Origin of the sequence: Cyanobium sp. Aljojuca 7A6 (assembly GCF_024346455.1) — a bacterium.
Lineage (GTDB): Bacteria > Cyanobacteriota > Cyanobacteriia > PCC-6307 > Cyanobiaceae > Cyanobium.
In genome coordinates this window covers 1-24,600 of the sequence record NZ_JAGQCY010000004.1, presented here as the reverse complement: position 1 = coordinate 24,600, position 24,600 = coordinate 1, and the positions used below count along the sequence as shown (strand labels likewise).

Annotated in this window: 31 protein-coding genes; 11 read left to right on the top strand and 20 right to left on the bottom strand. The window is 63.7% G+C overall.

What is annotated here, in order from left to right; genetic code table 11:
* The first annotated feature begins 50 nt into the window (after positions 1 to 50).
* Both KBY95_RS04905 and KBY95_RS04900 read left to right on the top strand, forming a co-directional pair.
* Positions 51 to 971, top strand: a complete 921-nt coding sequence (locus KBY95_RS04905; protein ID WP_254963779.1) for a helix-turn-helix domain-containing protein — start codon at positions 51 to 53, stop codon at positions 969 to 971.
* Positions 972 to 1,024: 53 nt separating this feature from the next.
* A complete protein-coding gene (locus tag KBY95_RS04900; protein ID WP_254963778.1) occupies positions 1,025 to 2,026 on the top strand; it encodes a hypothetical protein in 1,002 nt (333 codons plus the stop codon).
* A gap of 18 nt (positions 2,027 to 2,044) precedes the next feature.
* Here KBY95_RS04900 and KBY95_RS04895 read toward each other — a convergent pair whose 3' ends face one another.
* The 5 genes from KBY95_RS04895 to hisF all read right to left on the bottom strand — a co-directional run bounded on the left by KBY95_RS04895 (position 2,045) and on the right by hisF (position 5,094).
* Positions 2,045 to 2,227 (bottom strand): hypothetical protein, encoded by a 183-nt coding sequence (locus tag KBY95_RS04895; RefSeq protein ID WP_254963777.1) that lies wholly within the window; start codon positions 2,225 to 2,227, stop codon positions 2,045 to 2,047.
* A complete protein-coding gene (glyQ, locus tag KBY95_RS04890; protein ID WP_254963776.1) occupies positions 2,224 to 3,102 on the bottom strand; it encodes a glycine--tRNA ligase subunit alpha in 879 nt (292 codons plus the stop codon). The genes KBY95_RS04895 and glyQ overlap by 4 nt, the downstream gene beginning before the upstream one ends.
* A gap of 99 nt (positions 3,103 to 3,201) precedes the next feature.
* Positions 3,202 to 3,903: a bifunctional demethylmenaquinone methyltransferase/2-methoxy-6-polyprenyl-1,4-benzoquinol methylase UbiE gene (ubiE, locus tag KBY95_RS04885; RefSeq protein WP_254963775.1), complete on the bottom strand. Its 702-nt coding sequence runs from the start codon at positions 3,901 to 3,903 to the stop codon at positions 3,202 to 3,204.
* On the bottom strand, positions 3,890 to 4,216 hold the full coding sequence (locus KBY95_RS04880; RefSeq protein ID WP_254963773.1) for a hypothetical protein: 327 nt from the start codon (positions 4,214 to 4,216) through the stop codon (positions 3,890 to 3,892). Before KBY95_RS04880 ends, ubiE begins: the two co-directional genes overlap by 14 nt.
* Positions 4,217 to 4,296: 80 nt before the next feature.
* The gene (gene hisF, locus KBY95_RS04875; protein ID WP_254963771.1) at positions 4,297 to 5,094 is read right to left on the bottom strand and encodes an imidazole glycerol phosphate synthase subunit HisF; all 798 of its coding nucleotides are present in this window, start codon (positions 5,092 to 5,094) and stop codon (positions 4,297 to 4,299) included.
* Positions 5,095 to 5,137: 43 nt separating this feature from the next.
* Between hisF and KBY95_RS04870 the strand changes: the two genes are divergently transcribed.
* Genes KBY95_RS04870 through KBY95_RS04860 form a run of 3 tightly spaced genes read left to right on the top strand, consistent with a single transcriptional unit; the run spans position 5,138 to position 8,517 of the window.
* Positions 5,138 to 5,350: a DUF2862 domain-containing protein gene (locus tag KBY95_RS04870; RefSeq protein WP_254963770.1), complete on the top strand. Its 213-nt coding sequence runs from the start codon at positions 5,138 to 5,140 to the stop codon at positions 5,348 to 5,350.
* 12 nt (positions 5,351 to 5,362) lie between these two features.
* Complete coding sequence (gene chlG / locus KBY95_RS04865) at positions 5,363 to 6,355, top strand: chlorophyll synthase ChlG (protein ID WP_254953169.1); 993 nt, start codon at positions 5,363 to 5,365, stop codon at positions 6,353 to 6,355.
* Complete coding sequence (locus tag KBY95_RS04860) at positions 6,352 to 8,517, top strand: transglycosylase domain-containing protein (protein WP_254963769.1); 2,166 nt, start codon at positions 6,352 to 6,354, stop codon at positions 8,515 to 8,517. Before chlG ends, KBY95_RS04860 begins: the two co-directional genes overlap by 4 nt.
* On the opposite strand, the gene KBY95_RS04855 is transcribed toward KBY95_RS04860, so the two are convergent.
* Positions 8,514 to 9,884 carry a 16S rRNA (cytosine(967)-C(5))-methyltransferase gene (locus KBY95_RS04855; RefSeq protein WP_254964034.1) on the bottom strand — a complete coding sequence of 457 codons (1,371 nt, stop codon included), beginning with the start codon at positions 9,882 to 9,884 and terminating at the stop codon, positions 8,514 to 8,516. The two genes, KBY95_RS04860 and KBY95_RS04855, sit on opposite strands and share 4 nt — an antisense overlap.
* Before the next feature lie 53 nt (positions 9,885 to 9,937).
* A complete protein-coding gene (locus KBY95_RS04850) occupies positions 9,938 to 10,297 on the bottom strand; it encodes an MGMT family protein (protein ID WP_254963767.1) in 360 nt (119 codons plus the stop codon).
* Between the two features lie 50 nt (positions 10,298 to 10,347).
* On the opposite strand from KBY95_RS04850, the gene trmH reads away from it, so the two are divergent.
* Positions 10,348 to 11,037 (top strand): tRNA (guanosine(18)-2'-O)-methyltransferase TrmH, encoded by a 690-nt coding sequence (gene trmH, locus KBY95_RS04845; RefSeq protein ID WP_254963765.1) that lies wholly within the window; start codon positions 10,348 to 10,350, stop codon positions 11,035 to 11,037.
* 31 nt (positions 11,038 to 11,068) lie between these two features.
* Here trmH and KBY95_RS04840 read toward each other — a convergent pair whose 3' ends face one another.
* The 4 genes from KBY95_RS04840 to KBY95_RS04825 all read right to left on the bottom strand — a co-directional run bounded on the left by KBY95_RS04840 (position 11,069) and on the right by KBY95_RS04825 (position 12,922).
* Positions 11,069 to 11,464 (bottom strand): type II toxin-antitoxin system VapC family toxin, encoded by a 396-nt coding sequence (locus KBY95_RS04840; protein ID WP_254963763.1) that lies wholly within the window; start codon positions 11,462 to 11,464, stop codon positions 11,069 to 11,071.
* Positions 11,465 to 11,490: 26 nt separating this feature from the next.
* On the bottom strand, positions 11,491 to 11,727 hold the full coding sequence (locus tag KBY95_RS04835) for an AbrB/MazE/SpoVT family DNA-binding domain-containing protein (RefSeq protein ID WP_254963761.1): 237 nt from the start codon (positions 11,725 to 11,727) through the stop codon (positions 11,491 to 11,493).
* A 74-nt stretch (positions 11,728 to 11,801) separates the two neighbouring features.
* Entirely contained in the window at positions 11,802 to 12,068 is a 267-nt protein-coding gene (locus tag KBY95_RS04830) for a hypothetical protein (RefSeq protein ID WP_254963760.1), read from the bottom strand.
* Positions 12,069 to 12,106: 38 nt separating this feature from the next.
* Positions 12,107 to 12,922 carry an ABC transporter permease gene (locus tag KBY95_RS04825; protein WP_254963759.1) on the bottom strand — a complete coding sequence of 272 codons (816 nt, stop codon included), beginning with the start codon at positions 12,920 to 12,922 and terminating at the stop codon, positions 12,107 to 12,109.
* 458 nt (positions 12,923 to 13,380) lie between these two features.
* Here KBY95_RS04825 and KBY95_RS04820 point away from each other — a divergent pair, with 458 nt between their 5' ends.
* Both KBY95_RS04820 and KBY95_RS04815 read left to right on the top strand, forming a co-directional pair.
* Positions 13,381 to 14,076 carry a response regulator transcription factor gene (locus KBY95_RS04820; protein WP_254963757.1) on the top strand — a complete coding sequence of 232 codons (696 nt, stop codon included), beginning with the start codon at positions 13,381 to 13,383 and terminating at the stop codon, positions 14,074 to 14,076.
* A 2-nt stretch (positions 14,077 to 14,078) separates the two neighbouring features.
* Entirely contained in the window at positions 14,079 to 14,861 is a 783-nt protein-coding gene (locus KBY95_RS04815; RefSeq protein WP_254963755.1) for a response regulator transcription factor, read from the top strand.
* Here the strand turns inward: KBY95_RS04815 and KBY95_RS04810 are convergent.
* Positions 14,749 to 16,203, bottom strand: a complete 1,455-nt coding sequence (locus tag KBY95_RS04810; protein WP_254963753.1) for a sensor histidine kinase KdpD — start codon at positions 16,201 to 16,203, stop codon at positions 14,749 to 14,751. The two genes, KBY95_RS04815 and KBY95_RS04810, sit on opposite strands and share 113 nt — an antisense overlap.
* A 237-nt stretch (positions 16,204 to 16,440) precedes the next feature.
* Between KBY95_RS04810 and KBY95_RS16370 the strand changes: the two genes are divergently transcribed.
* Positions 16,441 to 16,878 carry a prepilin-type N-terminal cleavage/methylation domain-containing protein gene (locus KBY95_RS16370; RefSeq protein ID WP_315858892.1) on the top strand — a complete coding sequence of 146 codons (438 nt, stop codon included), beginning with the start codon at positions 16,441 to 16,443 and terminating at the stop codon, positions 16,876 to 16,878.
* 339 nt (positions 16,879 to 17,217) lie between these two features.
* Entirely contained in the window at positions 17,218 to 19,344 is a 2,127-nt protein-coding gene (locus KBY95_RS04800) for a hypothetical protein (protein ID WP_254963751.1), read from the top strand.
* 81 nt (positions 19,345 to 19,425) lie between these two features.
* Here KBY95_RS04800 and KBY95_RS04795 read toward each other — a convergent pair whose 3' ends face one another.
* Positions 19,426 to 20,163, bottom strand: a complete 738-nt coding sequence (locus KBY95_RS04795) for a hypothetical protein (protein ID WP_254963749.1) — start codon at positions 20,161 to 20,163, stop codon at positions 19,426 to 19,428.
* Positions 20,164 to 20,687: 524 nt separating this feature from the next.
* Here KBY95_RS04795 and KBY95_RS04790 point away from each other — a divergent pair.
* Positions 20,688 to 20,948 carry an AbrB/MazE/SpoVT family DNA-binding domain-containing protein gene (locus tag KBY95_RS04790; RefSeq protein ID WP_254963748.1) on the top strand — a complete coding sequence of 87 codons (261 nt, stop codon included), beginning with the start codon at positions 20,688 to 20,690 and terminating at the stop codon, positions 20,946 to 20,948.
* Between the two features lie 30 nt (positions 20,949 to 20,978).
* On the opposite strand, the gene KBY95_RS04785 is transcribed toward KBY95_RS04790, so the two are convergent.
* From KBY95_RS04785 to KBY95_RS04755, 7 genes are all read right to left on the bottom strand, one after another.
* Positions 20,979 to 21,395, bottom strand: a complete 417-nt coding sequence (locus KBY95_RS04785) for a hypothetical protein (RefSeq protein ID WP_254963746.1) — start codon at positions 21,393 to 21,395, stop codon at positions 20,979 to 20,981.
* On the bottom strand, positions 21,392 to 21,802 hold the full coding sequence (locus KBY95_RS04780; RefSeq protein ID WP_254963744.1) for a ParD-like family protein: 411 nt from the start codon (positions 21,800 to 21,802) through the stop codon (positions 21,392 to 21,394). The genes KBY95_RS04785 and KBY95_RS04780 overlap by 4 nt, the downstream gene beginning before the upstream one ends.
* A gap of 8 nt (positions 21,803 to 21,810) precedes the next feature.
* A complete protein-coding gene (locus KBY95_RS04775; protein ID WP_254963743.1) occupies positions 21,811 to 22,398 on the bottom strand; it encodes a nucleotidyl transferase AbiEii/AbiGii toxin family protein in 588 nt (195 codons plus the stop codon).
* A 14-nt stretch (positions 22,399 to 22,412) separates the two neighbouring features.
* Positions 22,413 to 23,012: a hypothetical protein gene (locus KBY95_RS04770; protein ID WP_254963742.1), complete on the bottom strand. Its 600-nt coding sequence runs from the start codon at positions 23,010 to 23,012 to the stop codon at positions 22,413 to 22,415.
* Between the two features lie 221 nt (positions 23,013 to 23,233).
* Positions 23,234 to 23,422, bottom strand: a complete 189-nt coding sequence (locus tag KBY95_RS04765) for a type II toxin-antitoxin system HicA family toxin (RefSeq protein WP_254964033.1) — start codon at positions 23,420 to 23,422, stop codon at positions 23,234 to 23,236.
* A gap of 13 nt (positions 23,423 to 23,435) precedes the next feature.
* On the bottom strand, positions 23,436 to 23,627 hold the full coding sequence (locus KBY95_RS04760) for a type II toxin-antitoxin system HicB family antitoxin (RefSeq protein WP_254963741.1): 192 nt from the start codon (positions 23,625 to 23,627) through the stop codon (positions 23,436 to 23,438).
* A 536-nt stretch (positions 23,628 to 24,163) separates the two neighbouring features.
* Positions 24,164 to 24,454 carry a type II toxin-antitoxin system VapC family toxin gene (locus tag KBY95_RS04755; protein ID WP_254963740.1) on the bottom strand — a complete coding sequence of 97 codons (291 nt, stop codon included), beginning with the start codon at positions 24,452 to 24,454 and terminating at the stop codon, positions 24,164 to 24,166.
* Positions 24,455 to 24,600 lie beyond the last annotated feature (146 nt).

Below are 24,600 nucleotides of genomic sequence, written 5' to 3'. Positions count from 1 at the left end.
CCGCTTCTTCCCCGTGCCGCCCCATCCACGACGTCGCGCGCCTGGAAGGGGTGCTGAGCCCCCTGCTGCCGGTGCAACTCACCCAGCTGGCCGGCGGCCGCCTGGGCAGCGAGCTGCTGGCCCTCGACCTCGGTGCGCTCCAGGTCATGCGGCTGCGTTTCGATCGGCCCCTCCACGGGGGTGGGCCCAAACCCACAGGCCGCCAGCTGATCGCCCTTGACCTGGAGGAGAACCCCGGCCAGCCCGTGATGCGCTCCCACGGCTTGGAGCTGCCGGTCACGGCGTTCTTCGGCCTGGCCGCCGGCGGCGAGATCCACCTCACCACCCCCGAACGCTGCAGCCTGGCGTTGCTGAGCCTGGATCGGGAGAGGTTCCTGCAGTGGGCCCGCGAGCTGGGCGGACCGGGCCTGGAGGAGCCGCTGGAGGGTGTCAACTGGCAGGCGATCGATCCGCGGCGCTTCGAAACGGTGAAGGCCTGCCTGCGCCGGATCTTCCGCCTGGCCGAGCGGTCTCCAGCCCTGATGGAGGATCCGGCGATCCGCCGGCAGCTGGGAGGGGACCTGGTGCCCCTGCTGGTGGAGGCCCTGGTGCACCGCACCGGCCACGGCGCGCGGCTGGCCCGGCCGCCGGCTCGGATTGAGCTGGTGAAGGCCGCCCAGGCCTGGATGGCGGAGCATCCCCACGAGCCGATCAGCCTCGATGGGCTGTGCCGCCAGGTCGCGGCCGGTCGGCGCAGCCTGCTGCAGGGATTCCAGGAACACCTGGGCATGGGCCCGATGGCCTACCTCAAGATCCGTCGCCTGCACGGGGTGCGGCAGGCCCTGCTGAGCGCCGATCCGGAGACGGAGCGGGTCGCTGAACTGGCCGCCCGCTGGGGATTCCTGAACGCGGGCCATTTCGCCCGCGACTACCGCGCCCTCTTCGGCGAGCCTCCCGGCACGAGCCTCAGGGTGACGGGTGCCAACCGCTGAGGCATCCCGCCCTGGCCCCGCCAGTCCCGGCTAGTCTGCTTAAGATCCCGCCCATGAAGAACCGTCCGAGCAGCCTGGTCCGAGTCCTGGCGGGCCTGGCCCTGGCCTCACCTGCCCTCCTGGGGGCAGCCGCCCTGGCCGACCCGGCCCGGGGCCGCTCGGCGGAGGCCAGCTGGATCGGCCAGGAGCTGCGCCTGCCGCCAGCGTCTTCGGCGGTGGCGGCCGCGCCGGAGACGGCTCAGGCGGAGCCGGCACCAGGGGAGACGGCCCCAGCCGTCAATCCCTGGAGCGGCACGGTCGAGCTCTATGGCTTTGCGCCGCTGCGCTCCACCGGCTCGGTCACCATCCGTGGCCAGGAGGCCGAGGTGGACCAGGACCTGGGGGAGATCCTCAGCGTGCTGCGCTTCGCCGCCTCCGCCCGCGGCAGCGTCGAGAAGGGACGGCTGGGCCTGCAGGGCGATCTCTGGACCATCAACCTGGGGGACCAGGCCAGCCGGCTGGTGGGTCAGCGCAACCTGTTCACGACCACGGCCGACGTGGGCCAGCAGCTGGGGATCTACGACCTGGCCCTCCGCTATCGCTTCGGCGCGCGGGAATCGGCCCTGGGCAAGCCCGGGACCTATTCGGTGATCCCCTATGCCGGGATACGGCTGATCGATGGCCGCCTGAATCTGGCCGCCACCCTCGATGGCCCCTTCGGACGCACCCTGCTGGAGCCCACCCGCAACCTTCAGCGCACCTGGGTGCAACCCCTGGTGGGCACCCAGGCCACCGTGTTCCTCTCGCCGCGCCTGCGGGCCTTCGCCCGCGCCGACGTGGGGGGCTTCGGCCTGGCAGGCCAGCAGGACCTCAGTGGCAATGCCCAGGTGGGCCTGGGCTATGCCATTGGCGACAACACCGATCTGAACCTGTCCTGGCGGTACATGGGCCTGCAATGGAACAACGGCGATGCCCAGTCCAACGGCTTCGCCTCCTACCTGAACGGCATCGAAGTGGGCGTGAAGTTCTTCTTCGGCGGCGCTCCCAAGGTCAAGGCGGTGGCCACCGCGCCCTGAGCCGGGGACCCGGCCGCCTCAGAAACTCGGCAGCTTGAGCATCAGCTCGCAGAGCTGGGGGCTGGGCAGCTCCTGACCCAGCAGGGGGGCCACCAGGGCGGCCAGGGGCCGCAAGCGGCAGGGCCAGATGGCCCGCTCGGTGAGGCGGCCGGCCTGGAAGGCGCCGACCACCAGCACCGCCACCAGCAGGGTGCGCTTCACGCCGGTGGTGGGGTCAGCAGGGGGAAGCCCAGGGCCCGGCGTTCCTCCAGCCAGGCCTCCGCCACCTGCCGCGCCAGATGGCGGATGCGACCGATGGTGGCGGTGCGCTCGGTGACCGAGATCACGCCGCGGGCCTCCAGCAGGTTGAAGGTGTGGCTGCACTTGAGCACGTGGTCGAGGGCCGGGGCCGGCAGCCCGGCCGCCACCAGATCGGCGGCCTCGGCTTCATGCAGGGCGAACAGCTGCAGCAGCCGTTCGGGGTTGGCGGCCTCGAAGTTGTAGGTGCACTGCCCTTTCTCGAAGGGCAGCCAGATGTCGCCGTAGCTGCGTTCCCCGTTCCAGCGCAGGTCCCAGATGCTCTCCACGTCCTGGAGGTACATCGCCAGCCGCTCCAGGCCGTAGGTGATCTCGATCGACACCGGCCGGCAATCGAGGCCGCCGCACTGCTGGAAATAGGTGAACTGGGTCACCTCCATGCCATCGAGCCAGACCTCCCAGCCCACACCCCAGGCCCCCAGGGTGGGGGATTCCCAGTTGTCCTCCACGAAGCGGATGTCGTGGTCTCTGGCGCGGATGCCCAGGGCCTCAAGGGAGGCCAGATAGGTCTCCTGGATGGCATCCGGAGAGGGCTTGATCAGCACCTGGTACTGGAAATAGTGCTGGGCCCGGTTGGGGTTGTCGCCGTAGCGGCCGTCGGTGGGGCGCCGGCAGGGCTCGGGATAGGCCACCGCCCAGGGCTCCGGGCCGATGGCCCGCAGTACGGTGTGGGGGCTCATGGTGCCGGCGCCTTTTTCGGTGTCGTAGGGCTGCAGGATCAGGCAGCCCTGGTCGGCCCAGAACCGGTTGAGGCTGGCGATGATGTCCTGGAAAAGCATGGTGCGCCGGTCGGGTTGTGGCCAGGACGGAAGAAGGGTGGCTCGATGCTGCCAGATCGGTGCTCCCCGAAGCTGCGGCCGGAGTCCCAAGCCAGGGGCTCAGGCCAGCAGCTCCAGCTGCCCCATCAGGCCGCCGGCCAGGGGTCGGTGCCGGGCCATGGAAAATCCGGCGGACCGGGCCAGCTGCTCCTGGACGGGGGCGGTGGGGAAGCGGGCCAGGCTTTGCTCCAGGTAGGCGTACTGCTCCGGCAGGCCCACGGCACGGGCGGCCGGCACCACCAGACGCCGCAGGTAGAAGCGCTGGAAGGCGGCCGGGGCTGAGGCCGGAGCGGGCCGGTTGAAATCCAGCACCGCCGCCCGCGCGCCAGGCCGCAGCAGGCGCCGCAGCTCCACCAGGCCGGCGGCGGGATCGGCCAGGTTGCGCAGGCCATAGGCCATCACCGCCCCATCGGCCCAGCCGTCGGCCAGGCCGGTGGCCAGGGCATCGCCCTGCTGCCATTGCAGGGGCAGCCAGGGCTGACGGGCGGCGCGGTGGCGGGCGATCGCCAGGGGCGCGGCGGCCGCATCGAGCCCCAGCACCAGGCCTCCGGGGCGGACGCGAGACGCGAGCACCAGGGCCAGGTCACCGGTGCCGCAGCAGAGATCCAGCAGGCGCTGGCCGGGCTGGGGACGCAACCAGAGCAGCGCCTGCCGTTTCCAGAGGCGGTGCAACCCCAGGCTGAGCAGATCGTTCAGCTGGTCGTAGCGGGGGGCGATGGCGTCGAACAGATCGCTGATCTGCCCGGGGTCAACTGTCGCCAAGGCCGGCAATCAGGGAGTCATCCCATGGCAGCACGATGGCGTCCAGGCTGACGCCCGCCGCTTCAAGGTCGGGAGCCGTCAGGCCACGGGCTTCGAGGCGAACCGGGCTGGTGAAGGTGAGCACCATCACGGTGGCCAGGCCAACGGCCGCCGAGCAGACCATGCAGCCGGCCAGCATCAGGGAAAATTCGCGGCGGTCGGTGGCGGCCTGCATCAGCTGCAACGCCCAGGCCACCAGGGCGATCACCACCAGCACCACCACCAGCGCGATGGCCGTGACGACCGGCGTTGGTAGGAGCAGAAAGGCGTTCACCGATGCACCACGATCCACGGACAGACCTCAATGTTACGGGAAGTGAAGCGACCGCTGCGATCGAAGCGGCCTCCGACACCTCAGGCTGTGGTCTGGGGCGCCAAAAGGGGGCGGACGGGCAGGCCCCGCCGCAGCAGGTCCGTCTTGATCTCCTCCACCGTGAGCACCCCGTCATGGAGAAGGGAGGCCAGCAGGGCGGCTGAGGCCCCGGCCACCTCAAGAGCGGCGGCGATGTGGTCGATGCAGCCGGCACCTCCGGAGGCGATCACAGGCACCTCCACGGCCTCGACCACCGCCCGGGTCAGGGCCAGATCGTATCCCGCCTGGGTGCCATCGCCGTCCATGGAGGTGAGCAGGATCTCGCCGGCACCGAGCGCCACCACGCGCCGGGCCCAGGCCACCGCATCAAGGCCGGTGTTCTCCCGCCCGCCCTTGACGAAGACATCCCAGGCCGGGGCGGCGTCGCCCGCGCCGGGGCGACGGCGGGCATCGATGGCCACGACGATGCACTGGCAGCCGAAGCGATCGGCACCGGCCGTCACCAGCTCCGGGGTGCGGACCGCCGAGGAATTGAGGCTCACCTTGTCGGCACCGGCCCGCAGCAGCTCCGTGATGCCCTCGACGCTGACGATGCCGCCGCCAACGGTGAAGGGGATCGTCACCGCCTCGGCGGTGCGCTGCACCATCTCCACCAGGGTGGCGCGGCCCTGGTGGCTGGCGGCGATGTCCAGGAAGACGAGTTCATCGGCACCGGAGAGGCTGTAGCGACAGGCCAGTTCCACCGGGTCGCCGGCATCGCGCAGACCAATGAAGTTGATGCCCTTCACAACCCTGCCCCCGGCCACGTCGAGACAGGGGATGATCCGTTTGGCTACCAAGGGTTCGCTGTTAGGGTTTCTCCACTTTCTAATCGCGCCGGACATGGCCCAGGCTGGCATCACCATCGGTTCGAAGGTGCGGGTCACCCGCGTGCGCGATCGGATTCCGGCCACTCTGGTGGCGGCCCTCAAGGCCGATGCCACCGGCACCGTGAAGGACTTCCGGGTCACCGACGGCACGGGGATCGGCGTGGTGGTGGAGCTGAGCGGAGGGACCACCACCTGGTTCTTCGATGATGAGATCACCCCTGCCTGAGACGGCCCACCCATGAGCCAGAGGCCCGAAAGCAGCGCCGGCTCGCCAGGCGTCTCCGGCGGCGCCAGGCAGCTGCTCGGGATGAAGGGCGCCACCGGCAGCTCCAACATCTGGAAGATCCGGCTGCAGCTGATGAAGCCCGTCACCTGGATCCCCCTGATCTGGGGCGTGATCTGCGGCGCGGCGGCGTCGGGAAATTTCCACTGGACCCTGCCGGAGGTGGGAGCCTCGGTGGCCTGCATGCTGATGAGCGGTCCGCTGCTGGCGGGCTACACCCAGACGATCAACGACTACTACGACCGCGAGATCGACGCGATCAACGAGCCCTACCGGCCGATTCCCTCCGGGGCGATTCCCCTGGGCCAGGTGCGGCTGCAGATCGTGGTGCTGCTGCTGGCCGGTCTGGCCGTGGCCTGGGGTCTGGATGTCTGGGCCGGCCACAGCACGCCGGTGCTGCTGCTGCTGGCCCTGGGCGGCTCGTTTGTCAGCTACATCTATTCGGCGCCACCGCTGAAGCTGAAGCAGAACGGCTGGCTGGGCAACTACGCGCTGGGGGCCAGCTACATCGCCCTGCCCTGGTGGGCCGGCCAGGCCCTGTTCGGCCAGCTCACCTGGGCCACAGCCCTGCTGACCCTGGCCTACAGCCTGGCGGGGCTGGGCATCGCCGTTGTCAATGACTTCAAGAGCGTCGAAGGCGACCGGGCCCTGGGGCTGCAATCGCTGCCGGTCGTGTTCGGCATCGAACGGGCCAGCTGGATCAGCGCCGGCATGATTGACCTCTTCCAGCTGGCGATGGTGGCGGTGCTGATCGCCATCGGCCAGCACTTCGCCGCCGTGCTGCTGGTGTTGCTGATCGTCCCCCAGATCACCTTCCAGGACATCTGGCTGCTGCGTGATCCCGTCGCCTTTGATGTGAAGTATCAGGCCAGCGCCCAGCCCTTCCTGGTGCTCGGCATGCTCGTGACCGCCCTGGCGATCGGCCACAGCGACCTGACCCTGCCATGACTAGGGTGGGGCCGTCCACGGCCGCCACCGGCCCTCGGGACCCTGGCGACCCACCGCCCAGCCGACCGGCGCGGCGCTCGAACTGGCGCCTGCTCGTGCCGGCCCTGGCAGCGGCCGCCGCCGGTGGGCTGGTGGCCCTGGGCCAGACGACCCTGGTCAGGGCCCTTGACGGGATGCTTCCCGACGCTGGCCGCATCACCAGCTTCAACCGGCCGGGGACGATCACGATCCTCTCCTCCGATGGCAAGGTGTTGCTCAAGAAGGGGCCGGCCACCCGGGAGAAACTGCCCGCCGGCAAGATGCCGCTGCTGATCCAGCGCGCCTTTGTGGCCGCCGAAGACCGCCGCTTCTATCAGCACGACGGCATCGATCTGTTCGGCATCAGCCGGGCCTTGATGCGCAACCTGCAGCAGGGCGCGGTGGAGGAGGGGGCCAGCACGATCACCCAGCAGCTGGCCCGCACGGTGTTCCTCAGCCAGGACCGCACGATCATTCGCAAGCTGAAGGAGGCGGCGCTGGCCGGGAAGATCGAGCGCCAGCTGAGCAAGGCGCAGATTCTCGAGCAATACCTCAATTACGTCTATCTCGGCTCCAGCGCCTACGGCGTGTCCGATGCCGCCTGGATCTACTTCTCCAAACGGCCCGACCAGCTCACCCTGCCGGAAGCCGCCATGATCGCCGGCCTGCCGCCGGCCCCCTCGGTGTATTCGCCGCTGGTGAATCCGGAGGTGGCCCTGCGGCGGCGCTCGCTCGTGCTGGTGCGGATGCGGGAGGCGGGCTCCATCGACGACGCCCAGCTGCAGCGGGCCGAGGCTGCTCCCCTGGGCCTGAAGCCAGCCGAACCGAAGTATTTCTATAACCCGGCCCCCTGGTACACCAGCTGGCTGGAGCAGGAACTGCCCAAGGTGCTCAGCAAGGAGCAGCTGGAGGTGGGCGGGCTGACGATCCGCAGCGGCGTGAATGCGGCCTGGCAGGCCCAGGCCCAGAAAACGATCGACAGCTACGCCACCGGCAGCATGGAAGGGGCGCTGGTGGCGATGGAGCCGGGCACCGGGCTGGTGCGGGCGATGGTGGGCGGCAAGGACTGGGAGAAGACCCAGTTCAACCGGGCCTCCCAGGCCCTGCGTTCGCCGGGCTCCACGTTCAAGCTGTTCGTGTATCTCACGGCCCTGAAGCAGGGCATGAAGCCGGAGGACACGGTGCTGGATTCGGCCCGCTGTTTCGGCAAGTACTGCCCCAGGAACTTCGGCAACCGCTACATGGGCCGGGTGAGCCTGGCCACGGCGATGCAGAACTCCCTCAACATCGTGGCGGTGGCCCTGCTGCAGAAGCTCGGGTACGACCCGGTGATCGCCACCGTCAAGAGCCTGGGCATCCACCGGGAGATCGGACGTTATCTGTCGATGGCGATCGGCTCCAACGACCAGACGGTGCTCGACATGACGGCGGCCTACGCGGCGCTGGTGAACCGGGGGGTGTACATCCAGCCGCTGCCCTTCGAGGAGATCTTCGGGCCGGAGGGGGACTTGCTCTGGTCACGCCGGGCCAACGGCCCCCGCGGCACCCGGGCGGTGAGCAGTGACATCGCCGACGCGATGGTGTGGATGCTGCAGCAGGTGGTGCAAGGCGGCACCGGTGGCGGCGCTGCCCTGCCCGACCGGCCAGTGGCCGGCAAGACGGGCACCTCCGAGGGGGCGCGGGACCTCTGGTTCATCGGCTCGATTCCCCAGCTCACCACCGGCGTGTGGCTGGGGTACGACAACAACCGCGGCACGGGCACCACCAGCGTTCTGGCCACCTACGCCTGGCGGACGTTCATGGAACCGGTGACCAAGGGCCTGCCGGTGCAGAAGTTCCCGCCCAAGCCGGTGCTCACCGGCAGCTTCAAGCCGGTGGCCCCGGCGAAGCAGGCCCCACGCGACGACCGGCCGGAGGACAGCTGGAGGCGCGAAAGCCCGCGCTGGGAGCCGCCGGCCCAGGAGCCCAGCCGCACAGCTCCACCCACCTGGGAGCCCCCCAGCGAGCGCCCCCCGGCTGAAACCGCCCCGACCCCCCAGGCGCCGCCGAGCAATCCCGTGGCGGCTCCGCCACCGGCCCCACCGGCCGACGTGCCAGCCCCGCTGCCGCCACCGCCCCCCGTCGCCGCGCCGCCGCCTCCCTAGGCCGGCGCTTGCAACACGGCGGCATAGAAGCCATCGCCGCCGCCCCGTTCGGCTTCGGGGGGTTCCGGCCACCACTGGCGTTCCTGCAGCAGCGACAAACCGGGGTGGGCCGTCAGCAGGGCGTTGATCAGGCCTCCGTTTTCTCGCGGTTCCACCGTGCAGGTGGCATAAACCAGGCGGCCGCCGGGGGCCAGCAGGGGCAACAGCGCCTCCAGCAGCTGGCGCTGCAGCGTCACCAGGCCCTCGATGGCGTCGGGGGTGATGCGCCAGCGGGCATCCGGGTGGCGGGCCAGGGTGCCGAGGCCGGAGCAGGGGGCATCGAGCAGAACGCGATCGAAGGAGCCGCACCAGTGGGGCTTGGCTTCGGCGAGGGCGGTGGCATCGAGCGCCAGGGAGCGGATCGCGGTGAGTCCGAGGCGCTCGGCATTGCGATCCAGGCGCCGCAGCCGGGCTTCGGAGCGATCCAGCGCCCAGAGCTCAGCGACGTCGCCGACCAGCTCCGCCAGGTGGGTGCTCTTGCCGCCCGGGGCGGCGCAGGCATCGAGGATCCGCTGGCCGGGCTGGGGATCGAGGAGGGGGGCGATGGCCTGGGCACTGCGATCCTGCACACACCAGAGCCCGCCGGCGTAGCCGGGCAGATCGCGGGGATCACCGACCCGCTCCAGCAGGGTGAGGCCGTGGGGCGCGCCGGGCAGGGCGCGGGCGGCCACACCGGCGGCCGCGAAGCGCGCCAGAAGGTCGTCGCGGCTGGTGCGCAGCGGGTTGGCGCGCAGGTCGAGGGCCGGCACGGCGTTGCAGGCCAGGGCAAAGGCCTCGGCCCGCACTGGCGGCAGCCAGCCCAGCAGCTCGGCGCTGAGCCAAGGGGGAAGGGAGCGGCGCAGGGCCAGGGCGGCGGCGGGATCGGCCGGCAACGGCAACCCGTCCCAGGGCTCGTGGTGGGGTTCGGTGCCGCCCTGCTGCTCGCGCCGCCGCAGCAGGGAGCGCAGCATCCCGTTCACCACCGGCGCCAGGCGGCCCAGCCCAACGCGCTTGGCCAGGGCCACGGTGGTGCTCACCGCCGCCGCCGCCGGCACCCGATCGCTGAACAGCAGCTGGTAGAGCCCCACATGCAGCAACCAGCGCAGGGCCGGCGGCTGGCGCAGGGCCGACACATTGCCAAGGGCGTCAATCCAGCCATCCAGCAGCAGCCGCTGGCGGATGGCGCCATAGGCGATCTCGGTGGCCAGACCGCGGTCGGCTGCCGACAGGCAGCCGACCGCGCGGGCCAGGGAGGCCAGCTCCCGCTCCAGGGCCGCATCGGCATAGGCGCCGGCCGCGACGGCCTGGAGCACCTGCCAGGCCAGCTGCCGCGAGGCCAGGCCGGGCATGGTGTCGCCGGGGACGGTGTCGCTGGCGTGAATCGGCGGGCTCCTTAGACGGTTCACTCCTTTGTACAGGAGGGCTCGGCCAGCTCCAGCGGTGGCCGCCAGCGGTGCCGGGCCAGGGGCAGGCGGCCGTCGGCGGCCACGGCGATGCCTTCGGCCAGCAGCAGCTGCCGCTGCATCCAGTCGCTGCCCTCCCGGCCGGGGCTCATGGCGATGCGCCCCTGGGCATTCACCACCCGCTGCCAGGGCACCGCCGAGGGCAGGGGCAGGCGCCGCAGGGCCCAACCCACCTGGCGGGCGCAGCCATAGGCGCCGATCAACTCGGCCACCTGGCCGTAGGTGGCCAGCTGGCCGTGGGGGATGCGCCGCACCATCGCGTAGACGCGGCTGTCGAAGGGGCGCTCCGTGACAGCCATGGGGTGAGAGGCGCAGCGGGCAAGGTCGATGATGGCGTTTTACCAGGCCCATGCCGCTGCTGCCCCGCCGCTTCGAGCGCCTGCGCACGGTGCTCGATCGCCGCATGGGCGACCTGACGGTGCTGCTGGAGCATGTGGACAAGCCCCACAACCTCTCGGCAATCCTGCGCAGCTGCGATGCGGTGGGGGTGCTCGAAGCCCATGCCGTGAGCCTGAAAGGGCGGGTGCCCACCTTCAACGGCACGTCGCTCGGCAGCCAGAAATGGGTGGCGCTGCACCGGCATGAGCGCAGCTGCGACGCCATCGCGCGGCTTAAGGCCGATGGCTTCCGCCTCTATGGCACCCACCTGGGGGCCGACGCGGTGGACTATCGGAGTTGTGATTTCACCGGACCCACGGCCTTTGTGCTGGGGGCGGAGAAGTGGGGACTGAGCGAGGCCACCGCCGCCGCGATCGACCAGGCGATCGTGATCCCGATGGCAGGGATGGTGCAGTCGCTGAACGTGTCAGTGGCGAACGCGATCCTGCTGTTCGAGACCCTGCGGCAACGGCAGGAAAAGGGTTGCCTGCCCAGCCACGGCGAAGGTGTGGACCCGGAACGCTATGGGCCGCTGCTGTTTGAGTGGGCCTACCCGCAGGTGGCGGCCTGGTGCCGCCGCGAAGGGCGCCCCTACCCAGCCCTCAGCCCCGAAGGCGCCATCCTCGAGGAGCTGCCGCGGGGGGTTCGTCTGCGGTGCTGATCGGGCCGCCATCGGCTGCTCAGCCGTGTGATCACTCAGGTGTGATCAGCTGCAGCCCGGGAAACGCCTGCCGGTAGCGCCGGGCGTCGCGCGTCAGCAGCCGGCAGCGTTCGATCAGCGCATGGGCGCCAATCAAAAAGTCCGGCAGGATCATCTGGCGACTGCCGCCTCTGGCGCGGTAACTGGCATGGGCACGGGCCGCGAGAAAGGCGGCTTCCCTGGGGATCGGCCAGTAGGCGTAGAGGTGGCGGGGCAGCACCTCCTCCACCGGCTCAATTCGCTCATAGGCGAAAGCCACCTCGCCATAGATCAGCGGATTGATCGCCACAGGGCCGGCGATCAGGCAGCGACGCAGCTGCTCGGCACTCCAGGATTCCCACTGCAGGTCTGCGGTGATCACATCGAGCAGCACACAGGAATCGACCATGACTGCGGCGGCACCGGCCATGGCCATCAGGTCTCACCGCGACAGAGGGCCAGGATGGCCTCGGTGCTCAGACCCTGCCGGGGCCGGTGGGCCCGCAGCCTCATCAAGGCCTCCTCGCCCCGCTGCTCGGCCTGGCCATCCGTCTTTTCCAGCACCACCTGATCACCCACCAGCCGAAACTGCACCTCACAGTTGGGATGCAGGCCTGCCTGCTCGCGGATGGCCTGAGGAATCGTGACCTGACCCTTGCTGGTGATCCGCATGGCGATCCGGTGTGGCGCGAGAGTAAGAGTCTTACAGCCAACTGCCGCAGCAGGCAAGACGACGCAGCGGCTGCTCAGCCCCGAAGGCGCCATCCTCGAGGAGCTGCCGCGGGGGGGTCGTCTGCGGTGCTGATCGGGCCGCCATCAAAGCGGGCGGCATTCGGCAGAAAGACGGCGAAACCCAGCACCAGGACCTCCAACAGGATCTGGCGACCGCCCAGCAGCACCACCAGTACGGCCACCACGGACAGGAACTTCTGGAAGACACTCCAGACGTCATCGGGCGTGTTGCCGCCCTTGACCCAAAGCAGCACGGCTGAGCCAAGCAGAACCAGATCCAACCACCAGGGCATTGCCATTACCACCGTGCAACAAAACGCTACTTCAGGTCGGCAAGAGAGCCACTGAGCCAGTTCTCCAGGCCCTCGCCCAGAAACGACAGCCCCAGCACCAGAACAAACATCGCCAATCCCGGGAACAGGGCGGTCCACCAGATGCCGGTGGGCAGGGCCGTCAGGGCCTGCTGCAGATCACTGCCCCATTCAGGGATCGTTTCCGGCAGGCCGAGGCCAAGAAAGCCCAGCCCCCCCAGCACCAGCACCGCATCGGCCGCATTGAGGGTGAGCAGCACCGGCACCGAGGTGATCACGTTGCGAAACAGGTAGCGGCGCAGGATCCAGGCGGGGCCGGCCCCCAGGGAGCGGGCCGCCTCGATGAACAGTTCCGCCTTCACCTGGGCCGACTGGTTGCGCACCACCCGGAAGTACTGCGGCACATACACCACACAGAGGGCGGCGGCGGCATTGGGCAGGCCCCGGCCGAGCAGAAAGGCGAGCACCACCGAGAGCAGCAGCACAGGCAGGGTGTACAGGGTGTCCATCACCAGCACGAGCACGCGGTCGACCCCCCCGCCGAGGTAGCCGCTCACCATGCCGAGGGGAACACCGATCACCAGAGCCAGCACCAGGGCGCTGAGCACCACCTGCAGGGCCACGCTGCTGCCGGCGAGGGTGCGCACACAGACATCGCGGCCGAGACGGTCGGTGCCGCACCAGTGGCCGAACGAGGGCGGGGCATAGATGGGATTCTCCAGGCCCGCATTGGGATCGGGCAGCAGGCCGCCCTGCACCAGCAGGGGCGTGAGCAGGGCCATCAGGCCATAGAGGGCCACGATGGCGATGCCCCAGCGGGCCATTCGCGCCGAGAGTGGGCGGGTTCCGACCCGACTGGCATCCATGGTGCGTGCGTCAGTGAGGTCCTGTACTCGAACCCATCAGGAGACCAACGCCTTCGTGATAGTTACCAGGCTCGCGGGGAATGAGCTTCTGCTCATGTGCGGTGAGGTGGATTGGCGCCACAGTACCGTCGCCGCGTCGTCGATGGGGTCACCCGCCCCCTCAGGGGCAAAGATTGGCGAGGAAACTAATTTTTACCCCAAGTGTGGTCGCGGGCTGACCCCTGCCAAGCCAGCCCATCCCAGCCGGCTTGGGCCTGCCTTCACCTGTTTGAACGCGTAGAGGCAACAAAGCGGGAAGGATTCCTACAAGGTTGCAAGACAATTCTCACACTGGTATAATGTGAAGCGATTGCGCCTCTCAACTCCAGAGAGCTTTATTTTCCTTTGGCCAAGCGACGTTCAACCCTACCGATCCGATGACCGGTGCTCGCCTGCTGATCGTCGATGACGATCCTGAGATGCGCGGCTTCCTCTCTTCCGAGCTGGCCGTTGAAGGGTATGAGTGTGAAGAAGCGGCCTGCGGGCAGCAGGCCCTGGGCAGGATCCGCAGCCAAACCTGGGATCTGGTGCTGCTCGATTGGAACCTGCCCGATTTCAGCGGTGTGGAGGTGTGTCGTCGCATGCGAAAGGGGGGGATTTCCACGCCCGTGCTGATGCTCACGGCCCGCGATGAGGTGCAGCAACGGGTGGAGGCGCTCGATTCCGGCGCCGACGACTACCTGATCAAGCCGTTCTCGATCGAAGAGCTGCTCGCCCGGGTGCGGGCCCGCCTGCGTCGCAGCGGCATCGATGAACAGGAAGGCGGTGTGCTGCGGATGGCCGATCTGGAGGTGAATCCGGCCAGCCGGGAAGTGGCCAGGGGCGGTGAATCGATCCATCTCACGGCCAAGGAGTTTGATCTGCTGATGCATCTGTTGCGTCACCCCAACCAGGTGCAGGAGCGCCGCGCCATTCTTGATGCCCTGTGGGGCGAAAACTGGCTGGGCGACGACAACCTGCTGGATGTGTATGTGCGCTACCTGCGCCGCAAGCTCGAGCCGGCCGGCCAGCCCACCTTGATCCAAACGGTGCGCGGCGTCGGCTTCATGCTGAAGGAAGGCCCGCCCCGCTGACCATGGCGTCGCGGCTGCTGATCGTCGAAGACGACGCGCGCATGCGCGCCTTCCTGGCCGGCGAATTGAATTGCGAGGGCTACAGCGTCAGCGAAGCCGAAGACGGCCAGGGGGCGCTGCTGCACCTTCGCGATGCCACAACGGATCTGGTGCTGCTCGACTGGACCCTGCCTGATTTCAGCGGTGTGGAAATCTGCCGGCGGCTGCGCTCCAGTGGCGACATCACGCCAGTGCTGATGCTCACCTGCCACGACGACATCCGCGACCGTGTCGAAGCGCTTGATTCCGGCGCTGATGATTACATCCTCAAACCCTTCTCGATCGAGGAGCTGCTGGCCCGGATCCGTGCCCAGCTGCGGCGCACCGCCTATTGGCGCGGTGTGGCCAATTCCGATCTGGTCAGCTGCGCCGATGTCACGGTCAACACGGCCACCCGGGAGGTGACACGGGCCGGCGAGGCGATCTCCCTGTCCGTGCGCGAATACGATCTGCTGCTGTGCCTGCTGCGCGGGGCGGGGCGGGTGGTGGAGAGGGAGGAGATCCTGCGGGAGGTGTGGGGCGAAAACCACTTCGGCGATGAAAATCTGCTGGGTGTCTACATCCGTTATCTTCGCCGCAAGCTGGAGCCCGAAGGCCTGCCCACCCTGATCCAGACGGTGCGCGGCGTGGGCTTCATGCTCCGAGAAGGGGAGCTGCGCCCTTCAGACGCAACTGGAAATCAGCCCCCCCCTGGGGCCCATCCGCCACAGAAACGCTCCCCCCCATCGCCTCCATCAACGCCCTGACCACCGCCAGGCCCACGCCGCTGCCGGGGATGGCGCTGGTGTGGCGCCCGCGGCCAAAGCGTTCAAAGATCAGCTGCTTCTCGTTGTCGGGCACGCCGGGGCCGGAATCGATCACATGCACCACCACCCGATCGAGGCTGGAATCCAGCCGCAGCTGAATCGGCCCGGCGCCCGGATCATATTTCTGGGCATTTTCGATCAGATTGGCCAGGCACTGCTCGAAGCGATCGGCATTCCCCAGGGCGAAGGTGCGTGCGGCCTGGGTGGCGCCGGGGCAGATGCGCAGGCGGCCATAACAGCACGATCGCAACCGCTCCGCCACCCGCTCGATCGCCTGGGCCACATCAAAGGGCTCAAAGGGCATCAAGGTGCGGTGGGCATCGATGCGGGTGAGGGCGAGCAGATCCGCCACCAGACGGCCCATGCGGCTGGCTTCGTCTTCGATCAAAGCCAACTGCTCGGCCTGCTGATCGGAGAGATCCAGGGAGCGGCGGCGCAGGCTGCTGGCGTAATTACGGATCAGGCTGATGGGGGTGCGCAATTCATGGCTCACCCCATTGGCAAAGCTGCGCTGGCGCTCCCAGGAGGCCGAGAGACGATCGAGCAAGTCATTGAAGGCCAGGGCGATCGGCGCCAGCTCCAGAGGCTGAACGGCCACCAGCACCCGCTGGCTGTCGAGGGTGTCGGTGCTGATCGCCTGCATGCGCTGGCCAAGGTCATCAAGGGGGGAGAGGCCCCGCACCAGAACGGGCCGCAGCAGCAGGCCTGTGAACAGGGTGGCGATGCCGGCCGCCGCCGACAGAAGAATCAGCAGCAGACGCTGCTGGGCCAGTTTTTGGGTGATGTCCTCCAGGAAGCGAAGGCGCACGGAGCGATCACCCAGCTGAATCTGCTGCGAACTGGTGAGGTAAGTGAGGCCTCCCCCCCGTACTACCGCTACCTGATCAGAGCCCCTCTTGAGGCCTGGCAGGCGGGCCAAGGAAACTCCCGTGGGGATGGTGAACATCCGGATCTGGCCGGCGGCACCGTACGGAATGCCCTGGTCGGTCTCGACCCAGCCCAGGAAGTTGGGGCTGATCAGCTGGGCCATGGTGGCGCTGATGGCCTCAAGGCTCTTTGGAACAGGCTGGCGCTCAAACAGGACGCGACGCACGCTGGCCGCCGTGGCACGGTGCTGGCTACGCCGTTCCTGGCTGGCCAGCAGGGCCGTGGCCACGATCAGCAGGGCGTAGCCCCCCAGGACGGCCAGCAAGCTGAGCCCAAGCAGCCGCCGGCGTATGGAAAAGGCCTGGGAAGGCCAACGGAAGCTCCCGAGCACCAGAGAAAATCCCGTCAGTTTCATTAGAGGATCATTAGGCCTCAGCGAGATCCAGCACCAAATCGATCCTACTGAACAATGAAAAGTCCGACATCACGGCTGACTCCGATGGGGCCACTATCCTGAAGATCGCAGGCAGGGCAGTCGGTCTGGAGCTTAGTCGCTACAACGGCGCCCATCACAGCGAAGGCCGAAACAAGGTGGACGCAAGCCGTTGTGTTGCCTAATGTGATGGAAGTCAAGAACCTCCCAGCCCTTCCCATGAACATTTCCCCCAAGACCAAGTTGGCGCTGATGCGCAGCCTGCGCGATAAGAAGAACCCTCTGCAAAAGGGCTTCACCTTGATTGAGCTGATGATTGTGGTGGCGATCGTGGGCATCCTGTCCGCCGTTGCGTTGCCCAACTTCTTGGGAGCACGGGCTGCCGCTTCTGCCGGTGCCGCAGTGGGCGAAGTTATTGGCCTTTCGAAAGATTGTGCAACATTTATTGCTTCAAGTGGGGTGGGTCAAACCGCTGTAACTACTGTTGGTGGCCCTGCCATCACCTGTGGCACTGGAGGCGGTACGGTAACTAAAGCCTTCGATGCAGGTGCCGGTGGAGTTCGCTGTCTCGATGCCACTTCTGTTTCAACCAATAAGGGCGTCAAAGTAGTAATTGCTGGCTCTACTGGAGCCATGACTTGTACCTTTACGACTTGATACTAGAATATTCAATCTTTGACTTCTGCAAGGGGCATTTATGCCCCTTTTTTATGGTCACGTATTACCGCTTCACCACCCAGCACCTTACCCTTGCCGCCAACCAGTAGAAAGCATTACATTCAATCCACAAAGAGAGGCAGGAGAGACTAGACTACTTCATCACTTAGAGTCAGCCATCAATGCGAACGTTAGATCTGAAATTGTTGGCGCGTACCTAATAGTTCAACTCAAGCCAAGGCAACGAGCAAAGTGCCTAGCCCAATCGCTCTTTGTTGCTATTTTCGCTATTAGTCAGTAAAGAGGAAAAGCACTGTGCAACTCAATGACCGCGACGACTTGTTCGCAACTGCCAAGTCTCACTTCGAGAATTGCGATTACAGCAAGGCGATTCAATGTTTAGTGCGCCTTCTGAATGACAAAGAATACCACACCAAAGCGCTCAGCAACCTTGGCTCATGCCTGCATCAATTGGGACATTTACGAGCAGCTAAGAAGTATCTTCTAAGAGCTATTGATGCCGATTCAACTTATCTTCCAGCGCGCCAGAATCTCGCCAATACCCTTTTCGCACTAGCAGAGTATTCAGCTTCTGATCAAGAGTATTTCACAGTCTTAGAACAAGACGCAGACAACGATGCCGCCTGGAACGGCCGGTTTGAATGCTCTTTTGCAAAGACAGACATTGACAAATGCCACTCCATCTTGCGAGATTGGCAAAGATCATTGCAATTAACGCAAACATACTATCTCGCGAGCGCGCGACTTCTACGGCACGAAGGCAAAGACATGGAAGCCCTTCGCACCCTTCAGTGTGCGGCAAAAGCAGAGGATTCCGAAGCTGAAGTCTATGCATTAATGTGTGAGATATTACTTGCCAGCAACAGACTTGAAGACGGACTTGCAATGATCAGAACTGCAATAACTCTTCAGCCTTATAACCTGATCTACAGATGCAAGATGGCGAGTATCTACTTTCTTCTATCTGACATCACAAAGTGCTCGGAGGCCATGCACGCTGCTTCTATGTTTTTTCCAGAGTCTGCCATATTACTGCTTAACCAGTATCTTCTTTTCCCGGTCATTCCAACTTCCGCTGAGCAGATTGCAGAATGCCGAGTTCAGTTTGAAGAAGGCCTATGCAAAGCAGAATCTATGCCAAGTTTGCAATTAATTACGCAGCATCCAGTTTCCCTTCATACATTTACCCTTGCTTACCACAACCAGAACGATCGCGGCCTACTCGAAAGATATTCGACTCTCATGAGAAGACTTGCCGACCCACTACTTTCTGAGTTTATCAAGAAAAGAGCAAAAGCTACTAGCTCGTCACCACTAGTCAGCAAAGATCAGGAAGCAAAGATTAGAATTGGATTTCTCTCAAGTTATTTCTATGGACACAGCAATACAATGGCTTTTCAGGGCTTAATCCGATTCTTGGATCGAGGCCAGTTTCAAGTCATTTTGATCCATGGAATCGGCAGCATAGATGACGCAGTGAAAGACGAGATTAACTCCTTTGCTGATGAGATTGTTACTCTCACTAACGATCTATACAGCATCTACGCTCAGTTGCATGATCTTCAGCTAGACATCCTATTCTTTACTGATCTTGGCATGTCACACTTTGACTTTCTCTATCCCTTCTTCAGAGCATCACCTATTCAGATTACGGGCTGGGGAATTCCACATACATCTGGCAGTAGCTATGTAGACTACTATATATCTGCAGAAGGGGTTGAGCCTGACGGAGCCGAGGAACTTTACACGGAAAAGCTTATTCGACTGCCAGGAGGGTTGCCCTGCTGTTTTTACTCGGATTCTCTAGACACACCAGAAGTTGGAAGAGAGTATTTCTTTCTTCCATATCACTGTAAGCTGATTGGCTGCCTGCAATCCCTACATAAACTCCATCCAGACTTTGATCTTCTTCTAGAAGCAGTTGCCATTCGGAACCCTGATGCAATCTTTGTTTTTGTTGAAGATACATATAGCTGCTCCACCGAGCTTTTCCTTCATCGACTTGGCTCGTTCGCTCCAACTGCGAAAGAGCAGACGCTTGTTCTCACAAAAATGCAACGCGGGGAGTATCAGGCACTCTGTAAATGTATGGACATTTTGTTAGATCCTATTTATTATGGAAGTGGCATTACATTTTTTGAAGCAGTTCTCGCAGGCACACCAATAGTCACCTTGGAAGGGCGATATCTTCGTTCCAGAGTAGTTTCCTCAGGTTACCGTGAAATGGGAATTTTCGATCCTCCCATTGCAAGATCGAACTCCGAGTATGTTGAGATCGTTCATGATTTACTAGAGAATGATGACAAGAGAAATAGCTTAAGAAAGCAGATTCTTTGTCAACGGCATCGCGTTGTCAATAGGGCTGATTATGTTCGCCATTTTGAAGAGTTTTGCCTCACTGTCACTGGGCTTAAGCAGTCAGAATGCCTAGAGGCAAACAAATGACCGCTCATTATTTATGCGCAGGCATTATAGACTTTCGTCCAATGCAGCCCAACCAAGGCTCAGGATAAGTTTTGATTGAGATCAAAAGAATCTTCTTGAGCCCATCTCGTTGCCATATGGAGTGATCTGCAGATCAGACAAATTACTCTTATCAATTAAGATACAATTCTGTGAGAAGCGAATACTATCAATCATTCCAACGGCTTGCGGATCAAAGCCAATGCTCATCATTCTATACTGGAGAAGATTTTTGTCTTCATCGCACAAGAATTTCTTATTGACATAATCTGCGGCTGTCTTGAAAGCCTCCATGGTCGACCAGGGATCGTTGAGCCCATAGTTTGTTGCATACCCATAGAGTGATCCATTCCGCCAATAAGACGTTTCGATGTCCTCAATAGCATAAATGCCTTCGCCTCTCAATAGCTCTTGGAAAAGATAAGAAAATGTCAGCAACTGATGCGATGGATGATGGGAACCATCGTCGATAATCAAATCAATAGGATGCGCAATCTGCCCAACACCTTGTCGCAGGCTATCCAAGTCAGATTGGTCAACTTTCATCACTTGTAGTCTTTCGTCTCCTCCTTCGTAGTCACGATCAAAGCAATAGACAAACGCACCTGGAAAGACGGTTCGCCAGAAGTTGACTCCGGCACCGGTTCCATATCCGATCTCAAGCATCGCAAACTCTTCTTGTTCCCTGAAACTCTGTAGACATTTGGAATATGGCCTTTCGTAATGATGATGGGATATTTTATCTGTTTGCGCGGCAGTCCCTGCAGCTATCATTACCTCACGCAAGGATTCAATCGACATGGCCTTTCACTTTGTTATTTATGCCGGACTTTAGCCAGGGATGCTCTTTCAGGCAAGGCTCGGGTAGCCGTGCTCACGGTCTGACATCAGTCCCTTGGCACTTGACGTGCTACCTGTCAGGAAAGCGGCAGCCGGAGCTCGGCAAGTCAATGCCGACGCAACTCAGATCAGCATCGACACCATTTCTTGATACTATTTCTGATACTCCTTTCGTGCCTGCATGAAAGATTCGATAGGCAACCACCTCTATCGTTGACACCAAACCGACTGACCTTCCCCTTGCGCTGCACATGGTTGCTGGACTTGATGCTGCAACCAGAACGCCATCGGTTCAGGGTTGGCGATGAAGAGTTTGATGTCGAGGCGTGCGTTGATGTCATCCATATGGCCGAACCCCTCAACAAGATTGTCGTCGAACAGAGGCCTGAGCGAGGGCGGCGGACAGCGGCAGGAGGAAGTGGCTTCATTTGTGCACGGCGCCGGCCGTAGGGTGAAATTCTGAATTTCTGCCACTGGAGGGCTGCATGGGTGGCCTCAAACGCGATGTGCTCACGATGTCCAGCCGCGGCCAGATCACCTTGCCGGCTGGGATGCGCAAGCATCTCGGCATCACCCCAGGCAGTGCCCTGATCGTTGAGGAGTTGGACGGTGAGCTGCGTCTGAAGCCGGCCGCCATAGTGGAACTCCACCACCACAGCGACGCCCAGATCCAGGAGTGGGACAGCGCCGATGCGCTCCCATCCGCTGAGCGCGATGCGATCCTCCAGCGGCTCAGCGGTCGGTGACGCGACTGTTGCTGGATGCCAATGTCCTGTTCACGGCTGCCCACAACCCAAACGCCAAGGCAACGTCGCTCTCACGTGCCTCAGCAGCCTGAGGAGACGGCTCACCACCTTGCCAGCCGGGACATCAAAATCGCCTTCGCTGATGCGCGCCAGGTTCAAGGCTGGACTTTCGAGGTGAATCATCACCATGATCACCTGGTAGCCGAGGGACTTGGCGCGACCGACGAAGTCCACCTTGGATCTGAGCAGCAGGTTCTGCCGCTGCTCTTCAGCCAGCTTGGCCGCGTCATAACTGTGCGCCTCAGGAGCGTTGGGATAGGCAACTCGGGCGATCACCTCGGCATTCACAAACGGCACGCCAAGAGGCTGGAGATAGAGGCGATAGAACGTTGATTTTCCAGCTCCATTGCCCCCCACCAGCATCCAAAGCTGCCTGGGCTGGGTCAACACGCCGAGCCGCTAGAGCGTTCGTTTTCGATCAGCTCAAACGACCCATGGCGAAACGTCCCCACGAGCCGCTTGCCGTCGGGGCCGATCTGGTCCAGGTGGCCAGGTTGGCTGATGGAGGCCTGATAGCGGAAGGCCGCCGTACTCACGGCTTCGACCAGAGTGCCGGACACGCGATCGGCATTCAGCGCCGCAAACACCTGCCCTGGGCCAACGATCGGTGCAACAACGGGCTCAAGCCGAAGGCGTGTCAGTCCCGCGGCCACATCGAACAGGCTGTCTGGGTCAAGCACCCGAGCCACCTGGCGACCCAGGGCTGCCCAGTATTCAATCTGCTCGGCGGCACTGCGATGGTGCCGGGCCCCGACCAGGGCGGCGCTCTCCATCAGCTCTCTCTGCAACCCCACAGGTAATGCTACGTGGCCAGCACCACACGCTGTGCCAGCTGCTGGAAGTAATCCTGCGACCAGATCGCCAAGGATTCGGGCTGGGCGATGAAACGTTCGATATCGAGGCGGGCGTTGGCGACATCCAGGCGGCCGATCCGTTCAGCCAGCAGGGCTTGCAGTGACCTGGCTGAGAACGGCTGATCCAGAGGCCAATGGCCGCTTTGGCGCGCACGCTCGGCCTGATGATCGAGATGCAGGGGGATACCACCACGCACGTACCACTCCAGATCGAACCAATCGCGGCCCTTGACGCGCTGCTGCCATTGACGGAAGAGAACCGCATGCATCTTGCCGGCGAACAGATCGGGCAGGCTGAAACACTTCACGTAACACGAATAGGGCTGAAGCAGCAGCTGCTCCTCGGTGCTGAATCCAAGCGGAGGATCGGTATCCACCTCGAACTTGATCCTGAGGGTCGTCGACCCAGTGATGGCCAGCTGAACAATCGTCGTGCTGGCCTTGATGAAAGCGGAAAGAATCGGGCTGGGGCTGGTTGTCTGCTTCTCGCTCTCCTGCGGTACGCGCCGCAACATCTGTTCCACCACGCTGTTCACTGATTTCTCCTGCATCAGCCCAGCGCCTGTTGCAGGGAGGCGATCACCTTCAGCAGTGTTCCCAGCTGGCGTCGCTTGTAGCCGCTCGCCTGGCACTGGCCGATGACATCCAGGTTGAGCTGGACGAGGCCTTCAAGATCGATCCTCAGATCCTCCAGCAACCACTGTCGCATCGCCGTCCGCGACAACACCGGAAGCTGCCGGCTGAGCACCAGCCGATCGCACAGGGCCTTGGTGGGAGTGGCGATCAGAAAACTCAGACCCGCAGCGTCCACGCCCAGCTGCTGCCCAATCCCGTAGTAGCGCAACGGCAGATGGTGATACGAGAACCGCCCCAGGCCGTTGCTGATCCTGCGGGCTGGTTTCAGCGTCACGGAGGTGACCTCCGCGACCCCCTCCGGGATCAGACTATGGAACGCCAGGGCAAAGTCGAGGGAAACATAGGAAGGGCCATAGAGATGGTTGGCCAGCAGGGGCAGGCAGGCGGGGCTGGTCCGCAGGCCTGGTCCAGCCAGGTAAAGGCCGCGCCGCAGCGGCTGCAGCGCCCCTTCCCGAATCCATTCGCTCACCTTGTCGTTGGGGCGCCGGTAGCCACGCATCACCTCATCCAGCACGTCGCGCGCCAGGGGCAGCGAACCAAAGCGCCGTAAGGAGCATCCAGCCTGGCCGCGAACGATCTGTCTGATCTGCCTGCTCAGCAGTAGACATCACGGCGATGGTCAATCCGAACGACTTGGAGCGCGATGCAACCCCGAGCACCAGCCCGCAGAGTGGTAAAAGTGCTACCAGATCGTCTTGGTGGCGGGTCTGGTGTACGGCATTGTTCTGCGGACAGTCAGTCATCGCCGCTGGTAGGTTCTATTGAGCTATCCAACAGGAGGCGGATAATGCGGCGTGCAAGCGGTTCCTTGATCTCTCGATGCCATGGCACAGGCTGCGAGACACCTGTAACTGGATTTCGATACCAATCGTGTTTGCCTCCGTGGCGCACCAGGACGCATCTACCCCGTTCGATCGACCTGATCAGATCAGTCGCTTCATGGCATGACTAGTTCACCGACCTTGCGAGCACCCGGAATATGTCCACCCGAGAGATCAAGGTAAAGATCTTTCAGATGCTCAACTAAATCAGTCAGGGTGTCGCCTTGTGTCCAGTAATCAGGATATTCCTGAAGGTACCCAAGCCAGGAATCATCCTCCTGCCAATGAACGTACTTGATCTTTTGCACTGAATGTACCTCCGGGAGCCATTGGACTGGGGTATTCAGTTAAGTCTACTAAAGTCGCCCATGCTCCGGCCAGGCCCACGCGCGAGGCAGGGCAGCGTCTCTGGGCCGCAGTTTCCCGCCCCTCTGCCCCGATCTGCTGGTTGAACTCGCCACCCCCCCACGGCGCCACCGCGCTGGAGGCTGGCGAGCGATTCCCCGGGCTGAGGCTGGAGTTGGCGGAGATCTGGGAGGCCTGAACGCCTGTGAGCGGTTTCTCGATGGACTTGATGCCGAGGCGAGCCTGGTGGTTCCTTCCATCAGCATCCTGGAGCTATTCAAGTGGGTGATGCGTGAACACAGCGAGGCTTGGTCGTGGATCTCGATCGTCGACTCACCCATGCCAGAAGCCATTGTCCAACCTGTACATTGTGTACAGGTTGGACAATGGGTCAGAGCCTCATACACCCTGCTGCTGCTCCCCAACCTGGAGCTGGCTGAAGCTGGGAGGTCTGAACGTCGCCTGCGGACAGGAACAGGCAGCCCCAGTCTCCATCAATTCATGGCAGTACCTGATCGGCAAGCCGTCGCAGACGTTGATCGGCGGTGAGAAGCAGAGCCGCTTCCCGCCGGGCCAGGGCCAGGTAAAGACAGTCGTAGACGGGATGGTTCAGATGGCAGGCCAGGGCCAGGGCTTCCACCTGCAGATGGCGGTCGGGCTCAATCTGATCCACCAGATCGGCGGCGTCCGCCAGCAGCGGCTGGGGATCCATGCCCACCAGCCCAGCGCCGCGCTGCAGCTTCCAGAGCGCATTCGCCACTTCCGTGAGCATCAGCTCGGGAGCCAGCACCAGCGGCGCCTGCCCTAGTTGTGCTTTCCCACCAGGTTGTTCATGCCTGCAGCTCAGCGAGCCGCTGCTGGGGGGTGAGGCCACCGAGGGCCATGTGGCACCTGCAGCCGTTATAGATCCGCAGGTAGGCCGGCAACAGTGCGTTC